The organism is Mycobacterium innocens (genome assembly GCF_900566055.1).
In the GTDB taxonomy this organism is placed as follows: Bacteria; Actinomycetota; Actinomycetes; order Mycobacteriales; family Mycobacteriaceae; genus Mycobacterium; species Mycobacterium innocens.
Genome location: NZ_UPHQ01000246.1, coordinates 1 through 17,801 on the forward strand (window position 1 = coordinate 1; position 17,801 = coordinate 17,801).

Consider the following 17,801-nt stretch of genomic DNA (forward strand, 5'->3'; position numbering starts at 1 on the left):
AAACCCTGGCCGCCGAAACCGATCGGCTGCGTCCGCGGCTATCCGAGGACACCGCCCGCCAAACGACCAAGGCGCTGGCCTACTTCAAAACCAACGCCCACCGCATGCGCTACGCCTCCGCGATCACGGCATGTTCGTCGGCTCGGGCACCGTGGAAGCCGGCTGCAAAGCCATCGTCGGCCAACGCCTCAAACTCTCCGGCATGCGTTGGAACATCCCCGGCGCCACCGGCATCCTCACCCTGCGCTGCCAGCACGCCAGCGGTCGCTGGGAACAGATCTGCACACAGCCGCACAACCAGACCGCCACCGCGTGACCAGGCCGATATCAAGATCAACAACAACTACCTACAAATCTGACGCGCACCCGGCGACGGCGTGATCGCGGACCCGTGCGGGCGCTCGCCTGACCCGCTTCAGGTGATGTCGCCGTCGACGTAACGCTGCAGGTTGGGCGCAAGCGCTGCCACCGCCTCGTCTTCGGGCATCGACGCGATCGGCTCGATTTTCCAGACGTAGCGCAGCAGGGCGAAACCGATCAGCTGGCTGGCGATCAGCCCACTGCGACGCAGCCGTTCGCCCTCGTCGTCGCCGAGCGTCGACTCACCGATTAGCCCGCGCTCGACGATCAGCCGGAGCTTTTCGCGGGTCGTGGGTTCGTGGGCGGCGGTCAGCACCACTGCGCGCAGGGCGGGACCGACCTCTGCATCCGTCCAGATGTCGAGCACGTTGCGGATCAGTTGCCTGCCCAGCTGCTCTCGTGGCGTGGCCCAGGTCGTGGCGACCGAGTCGAGCCACTTCTGCGGTGGCGCGGTCGCCGCGTCGAGCAGGCCTTCCTTGGAGCCGAAGTAGTGGTAGATCAGCGCCGGGTCGACGTCGGCGGCGCGCGCGACGGCGCGGATCGCCGTGCCGGCCCAGCCGTGTTCGGCGAACTCTTCGCGGGCCGCGGTGAGAATGCGCGCCGCCAGCACGCCACGGTCGTCGCGCGGGCCGGGGGTGCTGGATCGTGTCGCCACAGTCACACCATACCCGCGGAATTTCATCTTGCGTTGAAACTAATTTCAACGTAGCGTGAAATTATGACGGCATTGCTCAACGGTCCGCAGACCACCGGCCGGCAGTACCGCAACCTCAGTGAGCCGCGCTACACCTCCCGCACCGACGCCAACGCGGCGATCACGGTCCGAGACGGGACCAGGTTGTTGGCCGATGTGCACCGGCCCGATTCCGACGGCCGCTTCCCCGCGCTGCTGGCCGCTTCGCCCTACCCGCGGCAGATGCAGGACTTCGGCGCACCCGCCGGCTTCATCGAGGCCGGCACGACCGACTTCTGGGTTTCGCGCGGCTATGCGCACGTGATCGCCAACCTCCGCGGCACCTGCGGGTCCGGCGGCACGTTCAGCTTCTTCGACGCACAGGAGCGCCAAGACCTCTACGACGTTGTCGAATGGGTTGCCGCACAACCCTGGTGCGACGGAAACGTCGGCATGATCGGCATCAGCTACTTCGCGATGAGCCAGCTCGAAGCCGCCGTCGAGCGCCCGCCGCACCTCAAGGCGATCTTCCCCCTGGCGGTAACCACCGACCTCTACGAGGGAGCCAACCATCACGGCCAGCTGAGTTCGTCTTTCGTCACCCCCTTCCTCGCGATGACCGGCCTGACGGCCGAGCGCAGCGACAAGCTCTGGCGCAGCAAGCCCGTCGGTCTGGTTCGCCGGGTGCTCAACAGCCCGCGGGTGCATAAAAAGTTCGAAACCCTCAACGGGGAGTCGGCGCTCACCATGCTGCGCCAGCTCCTCCGCCTGCCGCACAATCCGCATCCGTGGGACGAGCTCTGGCTCGACGCCGCAGTCAGGCATCCAACCCGCGACCAGTGGTGGCAGGAGCGAAACCTGTTGCCGCTACTGAAGGCAATCGACATTCCGGTGTACCTCGGCTGCGACTGGGACAATGTGCCACTACACCTCCCGTCGACATTTGCCACCTGGAACGCATTGTCGGACGACGCTTGTGTGCGAATGGGCCTACTGGGCAAGTTCGGCCTGACCTGGCCATGGGAAAGTCTGCACGTCGAAGCGCTTGCCTGGTACGACCACTGGCTCAAGGGCCGCGACACCGGAATCCTCGACGGGCCGCCGATCCGCTATTTTCTGCCGGGCGCCGGCGAATGGCGTACCGCCGAGTCATGGCCGCCGTCGATGACGCCGCACCGCGAACTCGCGCTGCGCGCCGACGGTGCGTTGCGCGCGGACGAGGGTGAGCCGGGCAGCCGCGAATTCATGGTGCTGGGTTCGGGATTGGGCCGCGTCAAGCCGAGTGCTATCGATCCACCGTCGATGCTGACCTGGACCGGCACCCCGTTGAGCGAGGACCTCGATATCGTGGGCGACATCGAGCTGCGACTGGTGGCATCGGCGACGGCGATCGATACCGCGTGGATTGCCACGCTGCAGGACGTGGCGCCGGACGGCCAAACCACCGATGTGACGGCGGGCTGGCTGCGCGCGAGCATGCGTGCGGTCGACGAGGCGGCCAGCCGGCCCGGGGCGCCGGCGTTGCCCTGTAAGAGCGCTCAGGGGATACCGGTAGGACAAGACGTTGTGTATCGAATCCCATTGGTTCCCAATGCTCGCCGGTTCAAAAGCGGACACCGCATCCAGCTGGTGCTCACCAGCGACGACCAAGATCCGTCGGCGCCCGCCATCATGGGTTTCCGGCATGCCAGCGTCGGTACCAGCAGCCTGAACACCGTCCGCTCGTCGTCGCGGCTTCTGCTCCCGGTACTTGGCTAACGTAATGATATTGCGGCCGATCCACTCAGCCGCGGGCATTTCGGGCAGATCGCGGCATCGCGCAATAGCGATGAATACGGATATTTCATGACGGTTTCGGTTGGGCGAAGATACGGCAGCTTTGGAAGTCGATTAGCACCATTGCCATTGGCTCAGCTATAACGTTGCCCGGATGCGCGGATCGAATACGTATGAGAGATCCTGGCGCCCAGCATTTCACGTTGTCGTGTCGGCATTCGTGATTGCCTTCACCGTCATTCTCGCATCTCCGATGGCTCATGCGGCCGCGGTGACCGCAACCTTGGCGGTGACATCGCAGTGGAACACCGGCTTTGTGGCCAACTACAAGATAGTGAACTCGGGCTCGGCTCAGCTGACCGAATGGAGGGTCGAATTCGATTTGCCTGCAGACGAATCGATCACCAATGTGTGGAGTAGCAAGCTGGCCCAGTCCGAAACGCACTTCGTCCTGACCCCCGAAGATTACAACCGAACGATTGCGCCCGGCGGCTCCATCAGCATCGGCTTCCAGGCCGCGCTGACCGGCGCCTATTCACCACCGGCGAATTGTCTGGTCAATGGCCAACCCTGCACCGCCGGATCGACCCCGAGCACCACGACTACCACGACTACCACTGCGACTACGACTCCCACCACGACAACCACCACCACGACGACACCGACGACAACGACCACGACGACGGGGTCCGCCACCCCCGGCGCGGCGACCGCGACGTTGTCGGTGACCTCGCAATGGAGTACCGGCTTCGTGGCCAACTACAACATCGCCAACCCGGGCGCCGCACAGCTGACAGGTTGGAAACTCGAATTCGACTTGCCTGCCGGCGAATCCATCACCAATGCGTGGAGCAGCAAACTTGCGCAATCCGGAACGCATTACGTCCTGACTCCCGAGTCTTACAACAGCACAATCGCTCCGGGCAATTCGGTCACCGTCGGTTTCCAGGCCGCCCAGACGGACGCGTATGCGCCACCGGCGAATTGTCTGCTCAACGGCCAGTCCTGCACCGGCGGATCGGCGTCAACCAGCCAGTCCACGACTCCGACGACAACCACGAGCACCACCACCGGCGGCACCCAGATTTGCGATCAGTTCGGAACGACGACGATCGGAGGCGCCTACGTCGTTCAGAACAATCGGTGGGGCACCAGCGCCGCGCAGTGCATCAACGTCACCGCTAACGGGTTCGCCATCACCAAAGAGGACGGCTCGGCCCCCACCAACGGCGCTCCGCTGTCATATCCGTCGGTCTACCTGGGCTGTCACTACAGCAATTGCTCTCCGGGCAGCAGGCTGCCGGCCCAGCTGAGCCAGCTCATCACTGCTAACAGCAGCATCAGTTACAGCTACGCCAGTGGCACTTACGATGCGGCGTACGACATCTGGCTGGATCCGACACCGAAGAAGGACGGCGTCAACCAGATGGAGATCATGATCTGGTTCAACCGCCAGGGCTCCATCCAACCGGTCGGCGCGAAGGTCGGCACTACCACCATCGGCGGCCGCAATTGGGATGTCTGGCAAGGCAGCAACGGCAGTAATAATGTGATCTCCTACGTGGCGCCGACGCCGATCAACTCGTGGAGCTTCAGCGTGCTGGATTTCGTCAGCGATGTCCGCAACCGGGGCGTGATAACCAATTCCTGGTACCTCACCAGCATTCAGGCCGGATTCGAGCCGTGGAACGGCGGCGTCGGCCTTGCCGTCAATTCGTTCTCGGCCACCGTCAACTGACCGGGCCGCATCAGCGGTCAGTCCGGGCATATCCGGCACTGCCACGTGCCTCGACAGCCCATCCCGAACCGAACGGCCCGCCGGAGCCGAGGTGTGCCGGTACTCACCTTCCCCGAATGGCAGCTGCGGTTTCACATGCACTTCATAAAATTAATTTTTAACTTTATTAAGCGAATCTCGCGGCTCTCCCCTAAGCTGCCAGTAGCGTCGCAGCCACTTCGCAACGTGGTGCAGACCGTTTCGCTACCCGACGAACAGGGAGGCATGAGCCGGTGTGTGCTAGCTTTTCGCGCCAACCGCCGACGGCCGAGCTGCCTACGGTGTCAGTTGCGGCTGCGGCGGACTCATCGCCGACGACCGTCGGCTACAGATCGCCCGCCGTCGATTCTGCTTCATGGCGAGTCATGTTGCGGCAGGCGGTCCTGGCCACAGTCGCCGAGTTCGTCGCAACGCGCAGTGCATCCCAGCTCGACGAGGCAGCTTCGGCGGCCGCGGGCGAAATCTTGTTGACGTTCGTCTCAAGCGGCAAATGCCTACGGTCCACCTTCATGTACCTGGGCTGGCTGTGCGGCGCCGCGCCGAGCTCTGCGGCACTGTCGGCTGCGGCGAGCTTGGAGTTGCTGCATGCGTTTGCGCTCCTGCAGGACGATGTGATGGACCGATCGTCACAGCGGCGCGGCAACCCGGCCGTGCACGTCCAGCTTGCCGAGTGGTACCGACGACGTAGATTGTCCGGCCCGGCAGGGCGATTCGGTGAATCGGCGGCCATCCTGCTGGGGGACATCTGCCTTATCTGGGCCGAACAGATGCTGCGCGAAAGCGGTGTCGAGGCCCGCCGCCTGCAGCAGCTCTGGCCGCGATACGACGCGATGCGCATCGAGCTGGCGGTAGGCCAATTCGCCGACTTGGCCAACGATATCCGCGACCAGCCGTCGCTGCGGACCGTCCTCGACATCGCGCGGCGCAAGTCGGGCAACTACACGGTGCGCCGGCCGTTGGAAATGGGCGCGGCGATGGCCGACTGCGACGAGCGCACCCTGACTCAACTCGGGCTCTACGGATCCGATGTCGGCGAGGCCTTCCAGCTTCGCGACGACCTGCTGGGCGTGTTCGGCCCGGCGGTGACCACGGGCAAGCCCAACGGCGGGGACCTGCTCGATCGTAAGGCCACCAGCGTGGTGGTGGCCGCGCACGAGATGGCCGACCGGTCGGCACGCCGGGAGCTTGCCGAGCTGATAAGCGCCGATCATCTCGACGATGCAGCGCTGGACCGCTTCCGGGCGGTGATCATCGCGACAGGTGCCGCGCAGCGGATCGAGGGCATGATCAGACGCCGCGTTGAACGTGCCCTAAATGTCCTGGACCACATCATGATCGACTGTGCCACTCGCGCGGCGCTGGCCAACTTGGCGGACGCCTGCGTGGAGCGCACCGCGTGAGAGGACCCCGGTAATGCGGACTGTTCGGGGACGCACCGATCACGTTGTGGTGATCGGTGCGGGATTGGCGGGGCTGTCCACGGCACTGCATCTGGCCGGCCGGGACCGCGGTGTCACAGTGGTCGAGCGCGAACCGTGGCCGGGCGGGCGCGCGGGACGACTCGACGTCGGCGGCTACCAAGTCGACACCGGCCCAACGGTGCTCACCATGCCCGACATCATCGACGAAGTATTCGCCGCCGTAGGCGAAACCAGCTCTGGCCGTTTGGAACTGCACCCGGTCGACCCGGCTTACCACGCGATGTTCGCCGACGGCAGCTCTCTCGACGTGCATTGCGACGCCGACCGGATGGCATCAGCCATCCAGACGTTTGCCGGCAGCCGGGAGGCCGCCGGCTACCGCCGGTTGCGCGAGTGGCTGACGCGGCTGTACCGCACCGAAATGGACGGGTTCATCGCCGCCAATTTCGATTCTCCATTGTCGCTGCTCACACCACAGCTGGCGCGGCTGGCGGCGATCGGTGGATTCCGCAACTGGGACGCCATGGTCGGGCGCTACCTCAGCGACCCGCGGCTGCGGCGGATCTTCACCTTCCAATCGCTCTACGCCGGTGTGGCCCCGCGCGATGCCTTGGCGGCGTATGCCGTGATCGCATACATGGACACCGTGTCGGGAGTGTTCTTCCCGCGCGGCGGCGTCCGAGCGCTACCCGATGCGCTGGCGGCCGCCGGAACCGGCGCCGGCGTGCGGTTTCATTACCGTTGCAGCGCCATCGGACTCGAACACAGCGGCAACCGGATCACCGCCGTGCGCACCGACCGGGGACAGCGCATCCCCTGCGACGCCGTCGTGCTCACCACCGAACTACCCACGGCGTACCGACTATTGGGCCGCACACCGCGTCGCGTCCGTGCGTTGCGGGCCTCGCCGTCGGCCGTCGTCGTCCACGCCGGCTGCCGCAGCGTCTCGTCGCCGGATCGTCCGATGGCTCACCACACAATCCTTTTCGGGGCAGCGTGGGAGCAGACTTTCACCGACATCATTCGTGACGGGCGGCTGATGCGGGACCCGTCGCTACTGGTCACCCGGCCGACAGCGAGCGATCCGACGCTGGCCCCCGCCGGCCGCGACCTTTTCTACCTGCTTGCACCGGCACCCAACCTGGCCGCCGGTGCGGTCGACTGGCCCACCGCCGGCAACGCCTACGCGGAATCGATCATCGACACCGTCGCCGACCGGCTGCTGCCGGAGCTTCGCACCAGTGCCGACGTGCTCGACGTTGTCACCCCGCTGGATTGGGCGCGTCAGGGCATGGCGGCGGGCACACCGTTCGCGCTGGCGCACACGTTTGGCCAGACGGGGCCGTTCCGGCCGGCAAACATGGTCCCCGGCGTCGACAATGCCGTGCTGGCGGGGTCGTCGACCATTCCCGGAGTCGGTGTGCCCACCACGCTCATCTCCGGGCGGCTTGCCGCCGATCGCATCACCGGCGGCGTGCGCCGACAAGCCCGCAACTTTGACATGAAAGCCGACGTGAAAGCGCAGATGTCATGATTCGCAACGAATTAGACGCCGCCGATATCCACGATCCGCGGCTGCGCGAGGCGTATCGCCGGTGTCGGCGGATCAATGCCGCCCACGGCCGTACCTTCTTCCTCGCCACCCGGTTGCTGGCGCCGGACCAACGACCGCCGGTGCATGCACTGTACGGTTTCGCCCGTCATGCCGACGATATTCTCGACTCGCTTGATCCCGATCTGGGCATGGACGTTCGCGCCCAGCGACTGCAAGAGCTTTCCGATCGGTTCTTCGCCGGCGCCGACCTCACCGACCACCCGGTGCTGGTAGCCGTGCGCCACACCGCGCGCCGGTACGACATCAATACCGAGCTTTTCGAAGATTTCCTGGCATCGATGCGAATGGACCTCACGGTCACCGACTACCCCAACCGCGACGCGCTCAACGCATACATGCGCGGCTCAGCGGAAGCAATTGGGCTGCAGGTCCTTCCGATCCTGGGCACCGTGGCGCCGGTCGCGGAGGCCGCCCCGTACGCCGCCGCCCTCGGACGCGCTTTCCAGCTCACCAACTTCATCCGGGACATCGACGAAGACTTGACCAGAAACCGGGTCTACCTGCCCGCGGACGAGCTCGCCGGCGATGGCGTCGACCGGGATCTGTTGATGTGGTGCCACCGGAATCGGTGCACCGACAATCGGGTACGTAACGCGTTGGCGGCCCAACATGCGATCACCAGGAACATCTACCGGTTCGCCGCTGACGGGATCGCCATGCTTGCGCCTCGCTCCCGGCCCTGTGTGGCAACCGCTTTGACGCTGTACTCCGAAATTCTGGATCGCATCGAAGACGACGATTTCGAGGTATTCAGTCACCGTGCCACCGTCGGGCAGGCACGACGGCTACGGGTCGCCGGAGCCGGATTGATCCAAGCCTGGCTGGCCCGCAACAGCGCCCCCGATGCTTCCGAGCCGGCTGAGCCGGGTGCCGCATGACCGATCACTGGCAATACCTGCTGGTCCTGGCCGCCTGCCTGGCAATCACCGCGCCGCTGGAGTTCTTCGGCAACGGCATCTACCGGCAGCCGCTGCGGCTGCTGAAAGCGGTGCTGCCGGTTGCGGCGGTGTTCCTCGTCTGGGATGAGATAGCCGTCGCCGCCGGAATATGGACCTACGACGCGCGCTATATCAGCGGCCTGTCGGTTCCGTTTCGGGTGCCAGTCGAAGAGGTGCTGTTCTTTGTGGTGATCCCGATCTGCGCACTGCTGACCTACAACGCGGTCAGCACGATTCTCGATCGGCGCAGCCGCCGATGACCGGGCTGGGATATACGCTGCCGGCCGTGCTGGCCGTGGTGGCCGTCAGCGCACTGGAGCTGAAGCTGTTGCGCACCGGCGTGTTTCGGCGCCCGGCGTACTGGGTGTCGATGCTGATCGTGCTGGGATTTCAGATCCCGGTCGACGGCTGGCTGACCAAACTCAGCTCGCCGATCGTCAGCTATGACGAACACCAAACGACGGGCCTGCGGTTCCCGCTCGATATCCCGATCGAGGATTTCCTGTTCGGTTTTGCGATGGTCACCGCCGTCCTGCTGCTCTGCGAGCGCCGGAATGTGCGCCGATGAGGCCGGCGCCGACTAATCGCGGATCGAGCCGGAGGAGGCCTCACATGCTGTCGGGAATGGCGCGCATCGCTATCGCGGCACCGCGACGGATCATCGCGGCCGCGATCCTCGTGATGGCCGGCGCCGCCATCTTTGGCATTCCCGCCGCGACCAGTCTGGCCCCCGGCGGGTTCGTGGATCCGGCATCCGAATCCGCCCGCGCCGCAGCCATACTCGCCGACAGGTTCCACCGGGGTGACATGGAGATGGTGCTGCTGGTGAGCTCGGACAGCGGCGTGCAAGACGGCCCGGCGCGGGCCGTCGGAACGGATATCGCACGACAGCTTGCCGAGTCACCGTTCGTTGCTCAGGTCGCATCCCCCTGGGACACGCCCCTGCCCGCCCCCGGCATGGTCAGCACCAACGGCAAGTCCGCGATAATCCTGGCCGCGCTCAAGGGAAATGAAAGCAGCGCACCCGCGCACGCCCAGACCCTCGCAGACCGGCTCGCGCAGCACCGCGAGGGCGTCACAGTACTGGCCGGCGGCGCGGCGATGGTCTACGCGCAGGTCAATCAGCAGACCCAAAAAGACTTGCTGCGAATGGAATTCATTGCGATACCGGTGAGTTTCGTCGCGCTGATCTGGGTATTCGGCGGGTTACTGGCAGCGGCATTGCCGGTAGCCGTGGGCGGCTTCGCGATCCTGGGTTCACTCGCGGTGCTGCGTGGGATTGCCCTGGTCACCGACGTGTCGATCTTTGCGCTCAACGTGACGGTCGCGCTGGGGATGGCCTTGGCGATCGACTACACCTTGTTGATCGTCAGCCGGTACCGCGATGAGCTCGCCGACGGACGGGACCGTGACGACGCCTTGATCCGCACCATGACGACGGCCGGGCGCACCGTGCTGTTTTCCGCGATGACGGTGGCCCTGTCGCTGGTCGCCATGGTGGCATTTCCCATGTATTTCCTGAAGTCCTTCGCCTATGCCGGCATCGCGGTCGTGGTCTTTTCCGCGTTGGCGGCCGTGGTGGTGGCGCCGACCGTGCTTGTGCTACTGGGTGGCCGGCTCGATGCGCTCAACGTACGGCAGCTGGGCCGGCGGTTATCAGGCCGCCCCGAGCCGCCACGGCAGCACATAGCCCAGAGTTTCTGGTACCGCACTGCCAAATTTGTTATGCGTCACGCTATTCCGGTGGGCCTGGCCATCATTGCGCTATTGATCGCGCTGGGAATACCGTTCCTCGGCATCAAATGGGGCTATCCCGACGACCGGGTGCTGCCCTCGTCGGCATCGGCGCGGATGGTCAGCGATCGGATCCGCAGCGACTTCACCTCCAACTCCGAAACCAAAGTGACGATCGTCATCCCCGACACCGCCGGCCTGACACCGCCAGACCTCGACGAGTACGCAGCACAGCTGTCCCGGGTGCCCGATGTGGCGGCGGTGTCCGCGCCGAAGGGCACGTTCGTGGCCGGCCGGCTCACCGGGCCGCCGTCGGCACCGGCCGCAATGGCGGCCGGCAGCGCATACCTGACCGTGGACAGCGCCGCACCGCTGTACACGCAGGCATCAGAGACCCAGTTGGACCGTTTGCATGCCGTCCCGCTGGCGGGCGGTCACCCGGTCCAGATGACGGGAATCGCTCAGATGAATCGCGACTGCGTCAACGGGATCACGTCACGCTTGCCGGTGGTGTTCGGTTTCATCGCGGCGGTCACTGTGGTGCTGCTATTCCTGATGACCGGCAGTCTGGTGTTGCCGATCAAGGCGGTGCTGCTCAATATGCTTTCCCTCACAGCGGCTTTCGGCGCGCTGGTATGGATCTTTCAGGACGGGCATCTGGGCGCGCTGGGCACCACACCGACCGGTACGCTGGTCGCCAACATTCCGGTGCTGATGTTCTGTATCGCATTCGGATTGTCGATGGATTACGAGGTTTTCCTGTTGGCGCGCATTCGCGAATACTGGCTGCAGTCACCCCGGACACGCGCCGACAACGACGAAAGCATCGCGTTGGGTCTGGCCCACACCGGAAGGGTGATCACCGCCGCCGCGCTGTTGATGTCGATCTCGTTTGCGGCGCTGATATCCGCCGACGTGTCCTTTATGCGCATGTTCGGAGTGGGGCTGACGATCGCAGTGCTGGTAGACGCGACCTTGGTACGAGCGCTGCTGGTGCCGGCTTTCATGCATGTGTTCGGCAGCCTGAACTGGTGGGCGCCGCAACCGCTGGCCGGTATGCACCGTCGGATCTTCGCCGGTGACGCCGGTGACGCCGGTGAAGCCGGTGACGCCGGTGACGCCGGTAAAGCCGGTGAAGCCGGTGACGCCGGTGACGCCGTGGGTGCAGCCCGCACGGCCAACGGCTAGCTACCGCGTTTCCGCCGCGGCACTGTTAAGACTATTAAGGACCGCGTCGAGGACCACGTGTAAGGGGCACGGGCTAAGCTATCGCCTTATCGCCATGAAGGATGCAGGCAAGTGACCAAGCGCGTCGCTGCGAATCGACAGCCGACTCGGGCTGAGCTGGAGAGGCTGCTGTCGGCCGACCTCCGGACGATCACCGCTCATTCCGACCGAGTCGGCCGCTACTATGCCCGGCAGAACGATTTGAGCCACGGCGACTTTCATGCCCTGCTGCACCTCATGGTCGCCGAGACAGCGGGCACACCGTTGACACCGGCCCAGCTCAGCCAGCGCCTGGACGTGTCGGCGGCGGCCATTACCTATCTTGCCGATCGCATGATCGACGCCGGACACATCCGCCGTGAGTCGGATGTCGAGGACCGCCGCAGGTCGCTGCTGCGGCTGCAGGACGGCAGCATGAAGTTGGCTCACGAGTTCTTCAGGCCACTGGGTGAACATCTGCGCGCGTCCCTGGCCGAGCTGCCCGACCGGGATCTGCGCAGTGCCCACAAGGTATTCATGGCGATGATCGCGGGGATGTCTGCATTTGAAAGCGAGCTACACCCGCCCGCGGAGTCGTCGGCGCGGACCAAGGAATCTTCGAAGGCGGCACCCGGCAGGCGGCGAAAACCGCCGTCGAAACCGGCAACGGCCGAGCCGGGGCCGGCTACCGGATCGGGGTCACGCCGACGGCGCGCAGCGCATTGAGATCCGTTGCGCCACAGCAGTGCAGGCAGATGCGAAGCTCGTCGATGAACCGTTGCAGCCGGTCTTCGACGGCATTCGCGGACTCAATCGCGGGAGCCAGCAGCGGGCGAGCCATCGCAACCACGTCCGCACCCAGGGCGATCGCTTTGGCCGCGTCCATCCCGGTGCGGATACCGCCGGAGCCGACCAGCGGAATCGTCGGCAATGCTTCGCGCACCTCGACGATCGCCCGGGCCGTCGGTATGCCCCAGTCGGCCAAGTCCGGGTAGCGCAGTTCACCGTAGCGAACCAGCTGCTCGACTCTCGACCACGAGGTGCCCCCGGCGCCGGCCACGTCGATACCCGACACCGGCAAACCGCCGGGCAGCTGGTTCAACAGCGCGACCGCCCGAGCGCCGATACCATGGCCCACTTCCTTGAGCAGCAACGGGCGGTCCAGCGAGGCGGCGACATCGCATAGCCGTTGCAGCGATCCGGTGAAGTCGGTGTCCCCGTTGCCCTGAATAGCCTCTTGTAACGAGTTAGCGTGCACCGCAAGGGCATTGGCTCCCACCCGGTCCAGGGCGTTGCTGATGTCGGGTACGGCGGCTTTCGTCAGCTGCGCCAGGCCGATGTTGCCGATCAGCAGTACGTCCGGGGCCACGTCACGCACTTCGAAACTGGCCGCGGCCCGCTCCCCCCGTGATCTGTCCAGCATGATCCGCTGCGATCCGAGCATCATGCCAAGACCAAGCCGCTGCGCGGCGGTCGCCAAATTGCGGTTGATTGTTGCCGAGAGTTCGACGCCGCCGGTCATCGCACCGATCAGGATCGGCGCACGCAGGCGCGTCCCGAAGAAGTCGGCCGACATGTCAACGTCGTGAAGGCTGGTTTGGGTCAGGGCGTTGAACGGCAAGCGATAACGCTCCAGCCCGGTAGTTACGCCGGCGAAGTTGACGTCGCCGTTGAGGCACACATCGATGTGGCGCCGTTTGCGACGCCCCATTTCGGCCGGATCGGTCGTCACGGGACACCGACAGATGTTGTCATCGCCATCCTCGTCGACGTAATCAGGTGCCGTTCCAGCGTAGCTTGGCGGTCCTCAATTTTTGTTAAGAGATTGAAATGTTAAGCTGGCGAAACTTTAGCGATCGCGCTGGTAGCGATCAAGGCATCGTACGCTTCGCCGACGTCGAGGAGTATTGCCGGTCGGCGATCGGCGACCATGGGGATGACCGCTCCCGCACCGGGTTCTCCTCGCCCAAGACCTTCGAGCCCGACCAGCAGCGCGACGGCCATCACGACGTGAATCACGGTGAAGAAGTGAGCCCAGAGCGGGTGCGTCGCGCTGTATTGGTTCACCGACACCGGCAGCGGAACCCGGCTTCGACTCCAGCCATTGCGGTGCAACACCTGGTTGAAGAAGACCGCGAAGGCGAGGCAGGCCCCGATCCACAGCGGGAATGCCAACACGGGGGCCGCGGCACGCCCGGTCGCCCAGGCGATTGGTGCGCCAATCGTGACGATGCCAAAGCCGACGAGCACTCCGATGTTCTTCCACTGCTCGAACATCTGAACGTAGTACCGGGAGCACTCGGCGAGGCGGGCGTGTGTGGTCGTGCCGGGCCACACGTCCTGAGCCAGGTCGATCCCGATCACGCCGAGCGAGAGCCAGAAGCCACCGACAAGGATTGCCAGGCCGAACGACGACGGATCCGCGGCGAGCGCGACGCCGACGAATAGCATGGCAACCGCGAGCAGCACGAACGCGAGTGTTCGGACAGCCCAAACGATCGGCAGGGCGGGAGTGTCTTCACGCGTTCGACGACGAGCGACAAACAGCCCGTCCTCGCTCACTGTTGTCACCGGCCCAGCGCTCAGTATTGCCCCGACCAACGGAGCAAGCATCCCGCGCAGCGACCCGGTCAGCCAAAAGTGGAGGCCTGCCAACACCAGCGCGGTGGCTCCGGCCGCGACGGTCCAGCCCGGCGCGCCGCCCTGCACGCCGGCCCAACCGATCCACCCGAACGCGGCGAGCAGCCAGATGCGGTCGAAAATCTTCGTGCGTCCTAGGTACTCGTGGATGGCGACCAGCGTCAGCGGGCTCGGTGCTCGCGCCAAGCACAGCACCGTGGAGAATCCCATCATCGCGGGCACCAGCAGCATGGCGCTCGCATTGACGAGGGATGTGAGGGCGCCGACGGCCTCCGAAACCATGGCTTGACAGTATTCGGCAGTAACCAACTGCGCCCGCCATCGGCCGCGTCCGGATCAAGAAGGGCTACACCGCAACGACTGTCGCCGACGCCTTCGCTAAAACGGAGTCAGCGTGGGCGTCGCGGCCGAGCCGCCACAACTTCGGGCTGGTCGTCACACCACCAGGTGTGAAATCAATCGTCTCGTCGTCCGCAGCGGCCGCCGAAATGTGAACGCGTCCAGGCGCCTACCCCTGCTTGTCCAGATATGCGTCGTGGTCCAGTTCGGGATCGTCCTGGAGGCGCCCCAACGCCCGCACGATGAGCTGTTGGGCTCGGCGGTCAACGAAGGACGGGTTGAGCTTCAGCGTGCGATTCACCTGCGAGGATCCGGTTGACGACCACTGAGCGGCCCGTTCTGCGCGCCATTTCTAGCCTTTCCAGGCCGCAGTCGAAAAGGCTGCGGCTCAGCGAGTTTGACGATTCGGCCGGGGAATCCCTTGAAGTGTGCGATGCCCTGCTCGTAAGTGGGCGTCTGGAATCGAAGAAGCGCTGGGGCTCCACCGCGAAGACATGCACCTACTCGCCACCAATAGCGTCCTCGGTTACTCGATCAAGGGCCCACACGTCCATGTGCGCCGCGCCACCGGAATGGCTCGCTGGCCAAAGTAGATTTCAGATCCCGCCTCTCACCCCTGACAGATTCCGCAACGGCGATCGAGGTCATGTCGAGGTGCCCTGCCTCGATGTCTGTCCGCCTACTCGCGCGGCCGCCTCGGACATGACGGCGACGGTTTGTTCGTCGACGTGCCCGAGATAAGCGGCCGGCGTTACGGCGTCGGCCAGCTTCGGGTCGCGGCGCGCAACAAGCGTGGCGAACGACTCGCCACTCTCGATGGAGGCGGTGACCAGCGTTTCCAACTCATCGTGGGCGGCCTGGCGGCCGAGGACCGGCGCCAACCGCATCATCACCGATTCGGCCATGATCATCCCGTGGGTCCGGTCGAGATTGGCCGCCATTGCCGCGGAGGCCACGTGCAGCCCGGCGAGCACGTCGGCCGCGGTGCGAACGGCGCCGCCGCAGACGGCCAGCGCTGGGGCCACCGTGTGCCACTCGAGCGACCACACGGCCGTGGCCCGTTCACAGTCGGCCACGGCGCCGTCGAGTGCAAGGTCCAGGTAGGAGCGGGTCAGCCGCGCGGCTCGGATGAGCTGTTGTGAGCCGATGGGATTGCGTTTCTGCGGCATGGTGCTGCTGACGCCGCGGCCCGGTGCGCTGGGCTCGCTCAGCTCGGCGAGCTCGGTCTGGGAACCCACGACGATGTCGAGCCCGATCTTGCCCAGCGAGGCCGCCACCTGTGCGGCGGCCCAGGCGACGACCTCGACGAAGCGATCACGGGTGGCGTGCCAGCTGATTGACGGTGCTCCCAGGCCGAGACGCCGGGCTAGCTCGCGGCGAATGTCCAGACCGCGCGGCGCCATAGAGGCGAGACTGCCGACGGCACCGCCGAGTTGAACCACCGCGACACGGGGCCGCAGCTCGGCGAGCCGGTCCAGATGGCGCAGCAGCGGCGCGGTCCAGCACGCCACCCGGTATCGGAAGGTGATCGGCAGGGCGTGCTGCAGTTGGCTGCGACCGACCATCAGCTCGCTGCCATGCTGGGGTTCCAGCATCGTCAGCGCGGCCAACGTGTGCAGGAGATCCCGCTCGATGACGTCAAGTGCCGCGACGATCTGCAGGACCGCAGCGGTGTCCATGATGTCTTGGGTGGTGGCCCCCCAGTGGGCGTACTGGCCGAGACCGTCGGGCACTATCGCGGCAAGTTGTTCGACGAGGCCGACGATCGGATACCCGGCCGCCTCCGTGCGGTTGGCGAGGCGCGCGATGTCGAGGTGGTCGGGCGTTACGGCGCGCAACGCCGGTGCGACCTCGGCCGGGATCATGTCCAGGTCGGCTTGTGCCGCCGCAAGCTCCGCCTCGACCTGCAGGAAACGGGCCAGCAACCCTCGCTCGCCGAGGATCGCTCACAGCTCGTCGGTGGTGTGCAAGCCGCCGAGCACTGCGCTGTCCAGCGCGCACAGCGCCGTTGACGGAATCATGGTCCCTCTTGAGCGCCGAAGTATGGGGGGTCGCGGGCGGCCCCACAGTACACCGGGGACAGAAATGCGCGCCGCGCAAATGAAAAGTCGGGACGTTGTGGGCTCCGATGAGGTCGCGCGGAATGGCATGGCGTGGGCGGCCCCAGCCTCGAAACCGGCCATCGGGTGAACGACGAGCGATCGTGACTGAGCATCGATGCTCAGTTGGGCGATGGCCGCGCCGGAATCCAGCGCCGCGTCGACAGCAGTCCGGTCGTCGTCGGAGTGGTCGGCACACACCAGGATCAGCGCGCTGGCGGCCCTGGCATAGCTGTTGCCTGGCTTGAGCAGTCCGACCAGCGCAACCAACGTCGCGTCTCGGCGGATTCCCACCACGAAGCGGACGGGTTGGCGCCGTCCCCAGGTGGCCGCCCAGCGTACCGCCTCCAACAACGCAATGACTTGGTCTCCTGTGACAACCGCCCGCGGGTCGAATGCCCGTGGACTCCAACGCCGCGCGATTGTCGGGTCGATCTGGCCTTGAGTGTTATTGCGCCACTACATGTTTCGCATGCGATCAGCCCCCGGCGAACGGTGGCAGAACATCGAGCGTCGACAAGTGCGCGACCTGGCACCGCCTGGAGGTCACCGCCATTTCGTCAAGCAGAAAGCTGCACCGCTGCAACAGGTCTGCCATCCGCTCGCCGTGGCGCCCGCCGATCGCGCTGACCACCTGTGCCACGGTGTCACCCGCCCGGACCGGCACCGCTTCCTCGTGACGTCCGGTCGCGGCGCGCGCGGCGCCGAAATACCGGACGGTGACGACCGGCATAGTGCTCACCCGCCGATCGCGCTCATCGGCCGGATTGGCTGCAGAAAGCCTTGCTCGTTGATTCCGTGCCCGGGAGCTTTGGCCCACATGGCGTTTCGCCAGCATCGAGCGATCTCATCATCGGTGCAGCGGGTGCGCAGCATTAGTCGCAGGTCAGTTTCTTCACTGCTGAACAGACAGGACCGCAACTGGCCATCGGCAGTCAGCCGGGTACGGTCGCAGCCGCCGCAAAACGGTTGGGTCACCGACCCGATGACCCCGACTTTGCCGGGCCCGCCGTTCACCAGCAACAGCTCGGCGGGCGCCGAGCCGCGTTCTTCGCCGCCGGCAGTTAAAGATGTTTCGGTAATTGAGTGATTCATGGTCGTAAAGATAGGCCGGTGTGGGCGAGGAAGGCGAAACACAGATCGTAGTTGGAGCCAACGCGGTTGAGCCCGGATTCGGTTGCGGCGTGGGCCTCGTCGATCGTGTCGGGGCATAGGTTTGCCAG

At 65.4% G+C, this 17,801-nt stretch carries 17 protein-coding genes and 1 pseudogene; 10 read left to right on the forward strand and 8 right to left on the reverse strand.

Going from position 1 to position 17,801, the window contains the following annotated elements; all coding sequences use genetic code 11:
• Positions 1-130: 130 nt before the first annotated feature.
• Positions 131-316 (forward strand): hypothetical protein, encoded by a 186-nt coding sequence (locus tag EET03_RS23355; protein WP_122508831.1) that lies wholly within the window; start codon positions 131-133, stop codon positions 314-316.
• A 99-nt stretch (positions 317-415) separates the two neighbouring features.
• Here the strand turns inward: EET03_RS23355 and EET03_RS23360 are convergent, their stop codons facing one another.
• Positions 416-1,042, reverse strand: a complete 627-nt coding sequence (locus EET03_RS23360; RefSeq protein ID WP_075540765.1) for a TetR/AcrR family transcriptional regulator — start codon at positions 1,040-1,042, stop codon at positions 416-418.
• A 36-nt stretch (positions 1,043-1,078) separates the two neighbouring features.
• Here EET03_RS23360 and EET03_RS23365 point away from each other — a divergent pair, with 36 nt between their 5' ends.
• The 9 genes from EET03_RS23365 (at position 1,079) to EET03_RS23405 (ending at position 12,226) form a co-directional block, all read left to right on the forward strand.
• Complete coding sequence (locus tag EET03_RS23365; RefSeq protein WP_075540764.1) at positions 1,079-2,791, forward strand: CocE/NonD family hydrolase; 1,713 nt, start codon at positions 1,079-1,081, stop codon at positions 2,789-2,791.
• A 226-nt stretch (positions 2,792-3,017) separates the two neighbouring features.
• Complete coding sequence (locus EET03_RS31930; RefSeq protein WP_244232501.1) at positions 3,018-4,547, forward strand: cellulose binding domain-containing protein; 1,530 nt, start codon at positions 3,018-3,020, stop codon at positions 4,545-4,547.
• Positions 4,548-4,951: 404 nt separating this feature from the next.
• The gene (locus tag EET03_RS23375; protein ID WP_082274387.1) at positions 4,952-5,986 is read left to right on the forward strand and encodes a polyprenyl synthetase family protein; all 1,035 of its coding nucleotides are present in this window, start codon (positions 4,952-4,954) and stop codon (positions 5,984-5,986) included.
• A gap of 13 nt (positions 5,987-5,999) precedes the next feature.
• The gene (crtI, locus tag EET03_RS23380) at positions 6,000-7,541 is read left to right on the forward strand and encodes a phytoene desaturase family protein (protein WP_075540762.1); all 1,542 of its coding nucleotides are present in this window, start codon (positions 6,000-6,002) and stop codon (positions 7,539-7,541) included.
• Positions 7,538-8,500 (forward strand): phytoene/squalene synthase family protein, encoded by a 963-nt coding sequence (locus EET03_RS23385; RefSeq protein WP_075540761.1) that lies wholly within the window; start codon positions 7,538-7,540, stop codon positions 8,498-8,500. Before crtI ends, EET03_RS23385 begins: the two co-directional genes overlap by 4 nt.
• The gene (locus EET03_RS23390; RefSeq protein WP_075540760.1) at positions 8,497-8,820 is read left to right on the forward strand and encodes a lycopene cyclase domain-containing protein; all 324 of its coding nucleotides are present in this window, start codon (positions 8,497-8,499) and stop codon (positions 8,818-8,820) included. Before EET03_RS23385 ends, EET03_RS23390 begins: the two co-directional genes overlap by 4 nt.
• Positions 8,817-9,128 carry a lycopene cyclase domain-containing protein gene (locus tag EET03_RS23395; protein WP_075540759.1) on the forward strand — a complete coding sequence of 104 codons (312 nt, stop codon included), beginning with the start codon at positions 8,817-8,819 and terminating at the stop codon, positions 9,126-9,128. The genes EET03_RS23390 and EET03_RS23395 overlap by 4 nt, the downstream gene beginning before the upstream one ends.
• 44 nt (positions 9,129-9,172) lie before the next feature.
• Entirely contained in the window at positions 9,173-11,482 is a 2,310-nt protein-coding gene (locus EET03_RS23400) for an MMPL family transporter (protein ID WP_099193764.1), read from the forward strand.
• 111 nt (positions 11,483-11,593) lie between these two features.
• Positions 11,594-12,226 (forward strand): MarR family winged helix-turn-helix transcriptional regulator, encoded by a 633-nt coding sequence (locus tag EET03_RS23405; RefSeq protein WP_082274386.1) that lies wholly within the window; start codon positions 11,594-11,596, stop codon positions 12,224-12,226.
• Here the strand turns inward: EET03_RS23405 and fni are convergent.
• The 7 genes and pseudogenes from fni to EET03_RS31935 form a co-directional block, all read right to left on the reverse strand.
• Positions 12,186-13,211 carry a type 2 isopentenyl-diphosphate Delta-isomerase gene (gene fni, locus EET03_RS23410; RefSeq protein WP_167470688.1) on the reverse strand — a complete coding sequence of 342 codons (1,026 nt, stop codon included), beginning with the start codon at positions 13,209-13,211 and terminating at the stop codon, positions 12,186-12,188. The genes EET03_RS23405 and fni overlap by 41 nt on opposite strands.
• Before the next feature lie 122 nt (positions 13,212-13,333).
• Positions 13,334-14,422 carry a hypothetical protein gene (locus tag EET03_RS23415; RefSeq protein WP_075540756.1) on the reverse strand — a complete coding sequence of 363 codons (1,089 nt, stop codon included), beginning with the start codon at positions 14,420-14,422 and terminating at the stop codon, positions 13,334-13,336.
• A gap of 226 nt (positions 14,423-14,648) precedes the next feature.
• On the reverse strand, positions 14,649-14,780 hold the full coding sequence (locus tag EET03_RS32510) for a hypothetical protein (protein WP_279637741.1): 132 nt from the start codon (positions 14,778-14,780) through the stop codon (positions 14,649-14,651).
• 343 nt (positions 14,781-15,123) lie between these two features.
• A complete protein-coding gene (locus EET03_RS23425) occupies positions 15,124-16,404 on the reverse strand; it encodes a class-II fumarase/aspartase family protein (RefSeq protein WP_082274385.1) in 1,281 nt (426 codons plus the stop codon).
• A 21-nt stretch (positions 16,405-16,425) separates the two neighbouring features.
• Positions 16,426-17,013, reverse strand: coding sequence for a nitroreductase family protein (locus EET03_RS23430; protein WP_082274384.1), 588 nt, complete (start codon positions 17,011-17,013; stop codon positions 16,426-16,428).
• Between the two features lie 43 nt (positions 17,014-17,056).
• Positions 17,057-17,311 (reverse strand): MoaD/ThiS family protein, encoded by a 255-nt coding sequence (locus EET03_RS23435; protein ID WP_075540753.1) that lies wholly within the window; start codon positions 17,309-17,311, stop codon positions 17,057-17,059.
• 5 nt (positions 17,312-17,316) lie between these two features.
• Positions 17,317-17,655: pseudogene (locus EET03_RS31935) on the reverse strand (GTP 3',8-cyclase MoaA); the annotation flags it as partial.
• Positions 17,656-17,801: the final 146 nt, after the last annotated feature.